The organism is Litorivivens sp. (assembly GCF_057445395.1).
In genome coordinates this window covers 1-10385 of record NZ_JBVBUV010000098.1, presented here as the reverse complement: position 1 = coordinate 10385, position 10385 = coordinate 1, and the positions used below count along the sequence as shown (strand labels likewise).

Sequence of the window (10385 nt, the reverse complement as noted above, 5' to 3'; positions counted from 1 at the left end):
CATTTTCACCTCGGACAACGGGAGTGAACCCAGCGGCCCGGATGCGCTGAACACGGCCAGAGCGCGCTTCCAACTCGCGCGACAGGACTATACAGCCGACTACGACACCCTTGGCCTCAAGGGCAGCTTTGTGAATATTGGGCCAGGCTTTGCCAGCGCGAGTGCTTCGCCGCTGGCTTACTACAAATTTTACGTGGGCGAGGGTGGGCTGCGCGTACCGCTTATCATCGCGGGTAAGCCGCTGGCGGTTCAACCTGACATCAATCGTGCTTTTGCCTACGTTAAGGATATAACCCCGACAATTTTATCTCTGGCGGGTGTCGATCAGCCGAGAGGACGCTATGCCGGCAAACCCGTTGAGCCAATTACCGGTAAAGACCTTACCCCTTTGCTTAAAGGGGAGACAGCAAATGTCTACGGTGAAGACGAGGCCGTTGGCTACGAACTGGCTGGGCAGGGCGTGCTCTTTCTAGGTAACTATAAGCTGGTTATGACGCGCGGCCCGGTGGGCGACGATACGTGGCGGCTTTTTGATATAGCTAACGACCCCGGTGAGACCCAAGACTTGAGTTCTCAGCAAGCACAGCGTTTCCAGCATATGCTGAATCTTTATCAGCGCTACAAACGTGAGAACGGGGTATTGGACCCGCCACAGGGTTATAACCATATCCGTCAGGTCGCTTTAAACACTGTTTACGACCGCTTTCGCGGCGAAGCCTTGGTGCTACTCATGCTTATTGTATTGCTGGCGGGTTTTCGAGCCTACGCTAAAAAGCAGACCTGAGATTCCACCGGATTAAGTTACCCCCACTGTTGTGATCGCAGTTGGGTAAAGAATGGAAAATAGATATGAAAAAATGGGTATTAAGGATGACAGCAACGTTAGCTGCGCTATTCACTTTCGGTTTTTGGCTGGCGTTCTTCTCGGAAAGACCCGAGTTGATGACTGATCCAGCGGTATTGGCGGGTGATGGCAGCACGATTAATTACTGCGAATTACCTGAGCTGGATGGCAGCGGAAAACGAGCCATCGATATACCAAAGGGCAATACGCCCGGTTGTGCCTACGACCATTTCCCCTTGCCTATTCTGGCCGAATGTACCGAGCCATTGCCTGAAGAAGCAGCGGATATTCGTGGTCTCTGGATTGGCGTTAAGGGTGGGCACGTCGGACATGTAGAGCGGGTTGAACAATGCGGATCACGGGTTGTAATTACTGCTTCAGGCATCATTCACGACGGCGGTCCCAATCTCAATGAGGACACGATTGGCTTAAACTCCAACGATACAGAAGGTGCGGTGCTCTTTACCTTAGGTGACAAGGAATACTGTGCTAGAACCTCGGCCAGTATGACGTGGAGAAACAAAGTTCTTGAATTCAATGTATTCGGTTGGGGGCCAGTGGTCGTGAAGCGCTACCTCACGGAAGGGCCCAACGGCGACCAGTTGGTGTGGGAATACGCGGATGGTTCCACCACACACATGGACAGGCTATGCACTTTACCTGAAGACCAAAAAGTTCCTGAAAAGCGTGGGCCGCGTTGGAAGATCTTTTAACTCAGATGCTGCAAGCCTAAATGGATAGGACAGGCCGGGCGCATACTCAATGAAAAAATTAGATTGTAAGGGGAATAAAATATGTTGCAGTTAACCGGTCTGGACGCATCTTTTCTCTATCTCATGAATATCCAGCCTGGCAAACCAGCGCAGAATGCCTACATTGAACGATTCAATCGAACGGTTCGCCATGAATGGCTTGATTTACATCTGTTTGAGTCGGTCGCTCATGCCCAGCAACTCGCGACTGAATGGTTATGGATTTACAATAATGAACGGCCCAATACGGCCACCGGAGAAATACCCCCAAGGCAGCTTCTAAAAGCAGCGTAAAAGTTTCTACGAACAACTGCCGTTTAAAATGGGGGGATTACACTTCTGTTTGAGGTTGCCGCTCAAAATGCAAAGTGTCGTCGTCAATTTTCCCAATGCTGAGTGCGATGCGATCAAGAAGGTAGTTTTGATATAGGCGCCAGGGACGTTTGTTGCCTTGCTTGGGCAGAACGTTATTGGCGCGCAAAACATACCCGGATTGCAGATCAATCAATGGAACTTGCTCGATACCCTCGTCCGGTAGCCGGGCGGTGCACTCGGCGAACTGATTGCGTTCCATATGGTTCAGCAGTCGGCAGACGTATTTTGCGACAAGTTCGGTTTTCAATGTCCAGGACGCATTGGTATATCCGGTGGCGAAAGCGAAGTTGGGCACATCATTGAGTAATGTACCTTTGTACATGTACTTTTCCGTCCAGTCGATGGGTTTGTTGTCGACGCTGACCGATGCGCCGCCCAGTACTTCCACGGTCAGGCCGGTGGCGGTGATCACAATGTCGCTGTCGATACGTTCACCGGATTCAAGACGAATGCCTGTTTCATCGAAGGCTTCGATATGATCCGTCACCATTGTGATATCACCATTGCGTATTGCCTTGAACAGGTCGCCATTCGGAACCAGACATACACGCTGATCCCAGGGCTCATAACCGGGCGTAAAGTGTTTCATGTCTGCGGCACCGCGCAGTTGCTGTTTCACACTCTTCAGCAGTAAGCGTTTTACGATTTCAGGCTTGCGTTTTGATAGTTGATAAAAAACCATAAACATGACGATATTGCGCCAGCGTACAAGGGCATGGGCCAATCGATCGGGTAGAAACCTGAACAGGCGGGAGCCGCTATCGGGCATTGACATAATCCAGGTCGGCGAGCGCTGTAGTAGCGTAATCTTTGCGCCGCTCTTGGCAAGCGTGGGTGCAAGCGTGACCGCGGTTGCACCGGAGCCGATGATAGTGACGCGCTTCCCAGCGCAGTCCAGTGATTCCGGCCAATTCTGCGGGTGCACCACGGTGCCGCGATAGCGTTCGACGCCGGGAAAGTCAGGCGTGTAACCTTTGCTATAGCGGTAATAACCCGTGCAGCAAAACAAGAAATCGCAACTCACTTCTTCGCGCTGTGCATTATGGGTTGATTCCAGCGTCAGCCTCCAGCGGCTGGATTCACTGTCCCAGTCGGCGCTGATCAACCGTGTGCCGAAGCTGATCTTTGACTGCAGACCATTTTTGTCCACAGTTTCCTGCATGTACTTGAGTATGGTGTCTGCCGGGGCGATGGCTTTTTCTGCCGTCCACGGTTTGAAGTTATAACCAAAGGTGTACATGTCGGAATCGGAGCGAATGCCGGGGTACTTGAACAGGTCCCAGGTGCCACCAATATTGTCGCGGGCTTCGATCACGCGAAAGCTGCGATCGGGGCAGCGTTGCTGCATATGGTAGGCGGCACAAATGCCGGATAGGCCCGCGCCAATAATGACTACGGAAACATCTGCCATCGTGTTGCCTGAAGGGTTGTTCATTGTAAAACTCCTGATTGAGTCAACTAGTTTGACCAGTAGATGGCTTCATCATCCCCGGTAAACGGCGCGCTCAGGTCCTTGTCGATACGTACTGGCGACGAGCTTTTCGCGGGCCAGCTGGGCGGTTTCTGTTCTGCGTTGTGGGCCGCCAAAGCGGCTTTCAGCTCAGTAACTTTGTCGGGGTATTGCTCCGACAGGTCGTGCTTTTCTGTGGGGTCGACGGCAAGGTTGTATAACCAGTGTCGGTAGAGCGCCGGATGCCCCGGAGGTGCGCTCACATTCAGCTTCCAATTGCCCACTATCGCAGTCTGGGAGGCGCCGCTGCGCCAGAAAAGTTTGTCGTGCGGTTTGCCGGGCTTCTCGCCCTGAACGTAAGGCAACAAATTAACACCGTCGATTTTGCGATCGCTTGGCAGCTTGGCGCCCGCCGCTTCGACAATCGTTGAAAACAGATCAAAGTGATGTACAGGATTGTTGAATGTTGTGCCCCCGGCAATCTTTGCCGGCCACTTGATCATAAAGGGCACATGAATGCCGCCTTCGAAGAATGTCAGCTTCCATCCACGATAAGGTTTATTGATTTCCGGTAAGCCAATGTAGGGTGCGCCGCCGTTGTCCGAGCTGAAAATCACGATGGTATTGTCACTCAACCCGTGATCATTCAGCGACTGGAGCACGCGTGTCACGCTGCGCTCAAGGCTTGCGATCATCGCGGCGTAGACTCGTTCACGATGGAGTTCGATATGATCGAGCTTGTCGTAGTCTTCGCGCAGGGCTTGTAGCGGGGTATGTACCGCCCAATGGGCCAGATACAGAAAGAAGGGCCGATCTTTATTCGCCTCGATAACTTTCAACGCTTCGTCGGTATAGTAGTCGGTCATATAGTCACTGGGCCTGAACGAGGTTTTGCCGCCGTTTACTGACGACGTGGCGTCAGAAATGCTCCACAAAAAGTGATCGATACCGTCGAAGGGGATTTTTGCGTTGACCACATCGGGGTGATCCTCAGGCAGATAAAGCGTGTTGATGAGCAACAGGCTTTCGTCAAACCCTTGATCCAGCGGCCCCATGCCGTTGGCAAGCCCGACATGCCACTTGCCGATATGCACATTGTGATACCCCTGATCTGCCAGTGCCTCGGCAATAGTGACTTCCCCGGCGGGCATGCCCATCGTTTCGTAGGTGAGCTCGCTCTCGCCCTCGTGTTTGATCCCTTTCGGTCTATCGGGAAACTGCTTCTCGTTACCCAATGCCGTGAGTTTCATAAATCCCGGTGGTGTGGGCGTGAATTCGAAACCAAAGCGGGTTGGATAGCGCCCGGATAGAATCGCGGCTCTCGACGGGGCGCAGGTGGCATTGGCAGCATAACCATTGGTGAAATTGACCCCATCCTGTGCGATGGAATCAATGCTCGGTGTCGGTACCGTGCCACCGGCAATGCCACCGTTCAGCGTGATGTCATTCCAGCCCAAATCGTCGGCCAGTATCAGCACGACATTGGGTGGTCGTTGGTCTTTTGGCCGTTGCAGCGGATCTTTACCTGACGCCCATTGAATATCGGGTTGCGGCACGATTTCGGGTTGGAAAAGCGGCACCATGGTTTGTGCCATCTTCAGCATCAGCGGATAGCGAAAATAATAGGCGGTGATGCCGATCACCATGAGGATCAGCGCAGTAACGCCAAGTCTTTTGATTATTCTCAATTAGATAGCAGCTCCGATTTCGTTTTAGATCAACCGTTGGGTCTTCGGTGAAATTGGTGCGCTGATCATTGCCACCAATTGATCGAGTAGGTTTTCCACAAACAGGTCCGCGTCCTTGCCATGAAATGCCTTATCGCTCTGGGCTCTGCGCGTTAGGGCCAGGATCCCCATCGCGTTCGCGTTTTCCAGACGCATCAGCAATAACGACAAATCCATAGCGGGTAGCTGGTCAACAATAATCTGGAATATTTGTTCCAGGCTGGAAGTGATCGGTTCGACAATAAGCAGCGAATTGCCGTGGATCATGGAGTACTGGCCAAATTTCGCCAGAAATCGGCGAAAACTCTCATCTTCCCGGCACAGTGAGAAGTAAGTGGATAGAAGCACGTCACAGGCACCGCGTAGGGAAATCGTCCCCCCGAGCGCGTTCAGTGTGGCCAGTATTTCTTGCCGGCGTGCTTCCACCTGTTCTCCGCGTCGCTCTTGAAGGGCCGTGAGCAATCCGTCGCGACCGTCAAAATGGTATTTCAATGCGGACAGGTTGCGTTGCCCGGCCTCGCGCAGAATGGCGCGATCCGATACGGCGTCGATCCCATGTTCCAGAAACAGGGCTTCCGCAGTATCCATGATGTGCAGGCGAGTCGTTTCGGAGGTTTCGTAGCTCTGCCGCGCTGTCGCTTTTTTACTCATTGTGTTGCTTCTCCCCACACTTCCAGATGATTGCGGCGTTCGACCGGGCGCCTGGTCCGTAGCGTCAATACCGACGCCAGCCCGGTTTGGGCGTAGACGCTCTCGATATCTCGACGGGCATCGTCGCTTGATTCATCAAAATGTTGTTGTAAAAACTGCAGCAAATAAAAACGGTAGGGCATGACGAGCGTTGATAGCCGGGTTCCGCGCCAGTCAAATTCCGCCATGCCTATAAACCGCTGCGCAGGATCATCCAATCCGTTACTCCCGGTTTTCAAATCGGGTTGATCATCCAGCCATTGGTTGGCAAAAGCGACATGCGCAGTTAACTCGGGCAAATATTCTTCGGCGATGAACCGCAGCAGCGCGATCAGTGTGTCGGGCAGGTGTTTGTCATCAATCGATTCGATGGCCGAGTATTCGCAAAAGTTTTCCTCGGCGGTATTCATCCGTTCTACCCAACGCGCTACGCGTGGTGCCTGTCGACGCTTCACCACCGTGCCATCGGGGCAAATCACCACCGGCATGATGGTACGGCCAATCTGAGGCAGTGTCTGGTGCTGGTAGGCATCGGCCCAAATCCCCTGTTCTTCAAAAGGGATGGCCTGCTTGCGCAGGTAGCTGCGTGCCTTCCCCGTATAAAGGGAGCTTGGAATACCGAAGAGTTGGAATGGCTTGGTCATGGACGGTGAATTTTGATGTAGGGGTATTGACTTATGTTCGAGATGTGCACAATATAATTCAATGAATTAATTAATGCAATGAATTATTTCGACTATGACAAGCAAGTTTATCTGGGGTACCGGCCTCGCCATCTGGTTGCTGTTTACATTTTGGTACACCAATACCGGTGGGCCGTTGACCGCTGCGGAGGTTGAGCACTACCTGCAGCTGATGGCGGAAACTGATGGCGTAGAAGCCGATGTCGAGCAGATCCGGGGTTTCCTCGAAGGCGACAAAGGCGGGCAGTTCATCATGGTCAATATTGTCGATCTCAATGAAAACCCGCCGACCATTGGTGGTGTAGAGCCTGGTGCAAGCGCCGATGATCTGATGGCGCGCTATATGGAATTCATGTTTCCAGCAATGCTCCGTCGCGCATGCCATCCTGCATTCTACGGGCCTGCCATCGGGCCAGTAGTGGACTTGGTGGGCTTGCCCGGCGCCCATGAATGGGATCAGGCGGTATTGATGCGATACCGCAGTGTGCGCGACATGCTGGAAATCGTGACCAATCCGGAGTTTGCCGGTCGGCATGATTACAAAATCGCGGCGCTGGACAAGACCGTGGCATTTCCCGTGTCCCCATTGCTGTACTACTCGGATTTGCGCTTTGTGCTCGGGCTGTTGCTACTCACCCTGTGTGCATTGATCAATCTGCTGATATCCGGAAAACGCAATAACCCCAAAAATTTGTCAGGAATAAATATATGAACCGACGAATACAAAAGCGCTTTTTCAAAATCACAATGCTGTGCTTTACACCGTTTATGGTGGTTAACGCCATTGCCCAGGAAAAACGCCGTGTTTTGGAAGAGGTGATCGTTACCGCGCAGAAGCAGGAACAGAGCCTGATCGACGTGCCCGCGTCGGTCTCGGTCATTGATGGCAAGGCGATGGCGGAGAACGCGGCGCTGGATGCTCAAGACATGGTGGCTTACACACCAAACGTCAAGTATGTCGACTCCAATTCGGTGCCCACATTTACCATTCGAGGGTTTGGTACGCCAGCCCAGGGACGGCATATTGAGCCCTCGGCAGCACTCGTTATTGACGGCGTTTCCTATGGGCGCACTACGTTTACCGCAGATGGTGTTTACGATGTAGAGCGCGTAGAGGTATTGCGCGGGCCGCAGGGACCGCTGTTTGGAAAAAATACCGTGGCGGGTGTGCTTAATTTTACGACTAAACCCGCAGATGCCGAGTGGGGTGGCTATATCAATGTCGCTGCGGGAAGCCTGAACGAAAAGCGTGTCGACGCTGCGCTGTCTTTTCCGATTATTCCCGAAAGGTTGGGTGCAAGGATTGCAATCCGCGATCGGTACCGTGAGTCGAACATCTACAACACAACCACTGATGAGGAGGGTACGCTATTCGACCAGTTCGCCGGCAGATTCAAGCTACTTTGGGACGTGAGCGACGACGTGGTTTTGGGGCTGGATTATTTTGAAGCTGAGGCAGAGACCGTTAGCACGCCGTATCAGATTGTGGGAGCGACCGATCGTGCCATCGAAGAATGGCGCAAGCACGATCCGAGAGTTGATCGAGAAGCGGATGGCAATCAGTCTATTCAGGGCGGTTCGTCAAATCGTGAATCTGAGTCTCTGACGTTTCGGTATCTTCACGCACTGGGTGAACTGGCATTTTTTGATGACTTCAATGCAGAAATAACCGCGAATCGTTCCAAAATCACTTCACCCGCTGAGCTCGATACCGACTTTAGCCCAATATTCTTTTCGACGTTGACCACGCTCCCAACAGATCGCTACGAACAGACGTCGGTAGAGATTCGCTTTGATGGGCGCACCGGCGCACCCTTTGGATGGGGCACCGGCCTGGATTTGATGTTTGGTGTGTTGCACTACCAGTTCGAGAACGGCTCTACCCAACGCTCGGTGCTGCAGCTGGATCAACTGGACGATTTGCTCCGTGCCGGGAGTGCCGGATTGCCACGTGGCTCGGAAGACGCTGCAGCCCGTGCACTGCTGGCTGCCGAAGGTTCTGTGGAGGGTCAGGGTGACACCCTGTTTATTGAAGGTGCGGTGCAGGTCGATTCGAAGGCGAATTCGGTGTTCCTGCAGGGAGACTGGCACTTCACCGACACGCTAAACGCAACTCTCGGATTGCGGTACACGAGCGAGCGGAAGCAGGCCTCTACCTATTCGCTGAATGACAGCGTTGTGATCGCCAATGCGGTTGCGGGGGCGGAAAATTTTACCGAGACCTATGACAAAACGGAAAACGATCTGTCGCCAAAGCTGGCGATTTCCTGGGAGCCAGTTGAAGATTTTCGACTGTTTGCCAGCGTCGCCCAGGCTTTCAAAAGCGGTGGCATGAGTGGGCCGGTCGTCGCCCCTGTGGATTTGACCTATCGCCCGGAAGAGGCTTTTTCGAAAGAAATCGGTATCAAGAGCTACTTATTTGATCGGTCTTTGCAACTGAACCTGACCGTATACGAGACACAGTATACCGACTTGCAAATATTCGCCTATAACGGATCGCAATTAACCACCTTGAACGCGGACGATGCAACGGGCCGTGGCGTCGAATTGGATTTTACCTGGTTGCCACCACTACCAATCCTTTCCGTATCCGGAAGTATCGGCTACACCGAGGCAACCTACGATTCCTTTCCCTGCGCCCCTGGCATCGCCGGTGCTGACGTCGCCGACAATCCGCCGGGCTGCGGCACACAGCGAATGAATCCCGGCGGCCTCCTGCCAATGGATCCCGGCGGCCTCCTGCCGGTGCGCGGCGACGTTCGTCAGGATCTGACCGGTGCGCAGGTGCAGTATGCACCGGTCTGGACTGCCAGCCTGACCCCAACAGTACGACTGCCAATCGGTGAGCATTGGGGCCTGTTGCTGGGGCTGGATATCCAGTACGAGGATGAATTTTTTCAGAACATTGACAACGATCCCCAGTCCTTGCAGGACGCCAGAACGACGGTGAATTTCCGGGTGGGTTTGGCACAACGCAATGGCAACTGGCGTTTTATCCTGAATGCGAAAAACCTGACCCGCGAATCTCACAGCGTCGTTTTTAATGACCTGCCCAGTAATCCGGGTAATTACGCCGCTGCGGTGCTGACTGACGAGCCGCTGGTGTCGTTGGATATTCGCTATAGCTTCGGTGCAGATGCGGCATCGATTGGAGGCGACTAGTCATGATAAGCCCCGTGCTGATTTGGGGAGGCGCCCTTGCTGTGTATGCGGTTTTTTATATTTGGTACCACGGTTTTGATGGGCGGTTGCGCCAGGATGAGATTGACGAGTTCTTTGCGCGGGTTGATGTCGATCAGCTAGGTGTGGAGGAGCAAGAAAAGTTCGAGGGTTTGCGGCGATTTTGCGAAGCCGACGATGGCCGGGATTTCGTGATGGTCAATCTGATCGCCTACAACCCGCCGGTGCGTGAGTCGGTAAAAACCTTGAACATCTATCAGAAGGCGTTTCTCGGTGCGTTGTTACGCAGTGGCGGCCACCCACTGGCTGTGGCCCGTGGCGCGGGAAAGAACGTGGAACTGTGGGGTGTGGAAAACGGTGACGATTGGCATTTGGCGGCGCTGATCCGCTATCGCTCGCGACGCAGCATGTTGAATGCCCTATCTGGCGATGCTTTTACCGACACTCATCACCACAAAGTGAATGCTTTGCTAAAAACTATTGCCTTTCCCGCTAGTCCCTATTTTGTCGTGGGTGGCGGTCCTAAATTTCTAGTGCCGCTGTTGTTGGCATTTATCGCAATGACCTGTCAGTACCTGATCGCCTGATGCAATTCCTGCGCACTCCCGATAGTCGTTTCGAGGATCTCGCCGACTACCCGTTTGCACCACACTATTTGGCGGTGGATGACAGCTACAAGGCGGG

The 10385-nt window shown here is 53.3% G+C and carries 9 protein-coding genes and 1 pseudogene; 6 read left to right on the top strand and 4 right to left on the bottom strand.

Annotated elements, in window-relative coordinates:
- From AC222A_RS17705 to AC222A_RS17695, 3 genes and pseudogenes are all read left to right on the top strand, one after another.
- On the top strand, positions 1 to 784 hold a 784-nt coding region (locus AC222A_RS17705), incomplete at its 5' end, for an alkaline phosphatase family protein (protein ID WP_486775349.1).
- 65 nt (positions 785 to 849) lie between these two features.
- Positions 850 to 1557 carry a hypothetical protein gene (locus AC222A_RS17700; protein WP_372749323.1) on the top strand — a complete coding sequence of 236 codons (708 nt, stop codon included), beginning with the start codon at positions 850 to 852 and terminating at the stop codon, positions 1555 to 1557.
- Between the two features lie 129 nt (positions 1558 to 1686).
- A pseudogene (locus AC222A_RS17695) lies at positions 1687 to 1890 on the top strand (integrase core domain-containing protein); the annotation flags it as partial.
- Positions 1891 to 1927: 37 nt separating this feature from the next.
- On the opposite strand, the gene AC222A_RS17690 reads toward AC222A_RS17695, so the two are convergent.
- Genes AC222A_RS17690 through AC222A_RS17675 form a run of 4 tightly spaced genes read right to left on the bottom strand, consistent with a single transcriptional unit; the run spans position 1928 to position 6482 of the window.
- Entirely contained in the window at positions 1928 to 3406 is a 1479-nt protein-coding gene (locus tag AC222A_RS17690; RefSeq protein ID WP_372749324.1) for a flavin-containing monooxygenase, read from the bottom strand.
- A 23-nt stretch (positions 3407 to 3429) separates the two neighbouring features.
- A complete protein-coding gene (locus AC222A_RS17685) occupies positions 3430 to 5109 on the bottom strand; it encodes a sulfatase-like hydrolase/transferase (protein ID WP_486775348.1) in 1680 nt (559 codons plus the stop codon).
- A gap of 24 nt (positions 5110 to 5133) precedes the next feature.
- On the bottom strand, positions 5134 to 5799 hold the full coding sequence (locus tag AC222A_RS17680; protein ID WP_372749928.1) for a TetR/AcrR family transcriptional regulator: 666 nt from the start codon (positions 5797 to 5799) through the stop codon (positions 5134 to 5136).
- Positions 5796 to 6482, bottom strand: a complete 687-nt coding sequence (locus AC222A_RS17675) for a hypothetical protein (RefSeq protein WP_372749927.1) — start codon at positions 6480 to 6482, stop codon at positions 5796 to 5798. The genes AC222A_RS17680 and AC222A_RS17675 overlap by 4 nt, the downstream gene beginning before the upstream one ends.
- A gap of 94 nt (positions 6483 to 6576) precedes the next feature.
- On the opposite strand from AC222A_RS17675, the gene AC222A_RS17670 reads away from it, so the two are divergent.
- Genes AC222A_RS17670 through AC222A_RS17660 form a run of 3 tightly spaced genes read left to right on the top strand, consistent with a single transcriptional unit; the run spans position 6577 to position 10288 of the window.
- Positions 6577 to 7233, top strand: a complete 657-nt coding sequence (locus tag AC222A_RS17670) for a hypothetical protein (protein WP_372749926.1) — start codon at positions 6577 to 6579, stop codon at positions 7231 to 7233.
- Positions 7230 to 9683: a TonB-dependent receptor gene (locus AC222A_RS17665; RefSeq protein ID WP_486775347.1), complete on the top strand. Its 2454-nt coding sequence runs from the start codon at positions 7230 to 7232 to the stop codon at positions 9681 to 9683. The genes AC222A_RS17670 and AC222A_RS17665 overlap by 4 nt, the downstream gene beginning before the upstream one ends.
- A gap of 2 nt (positions 9684 to 9685) precedes the next feature.
- Complete coding sequence (locus AC222A_RS17660) at positions 9686 to 10288, top strand: hypothetical protein (protein WP_372760069.1); 603 nt, start codon at positions 9686 to 9688, stop codon at positions 10286 to 10288.
- Positions 10289 to 10385 lie beyond the last annotated feature (97 nt).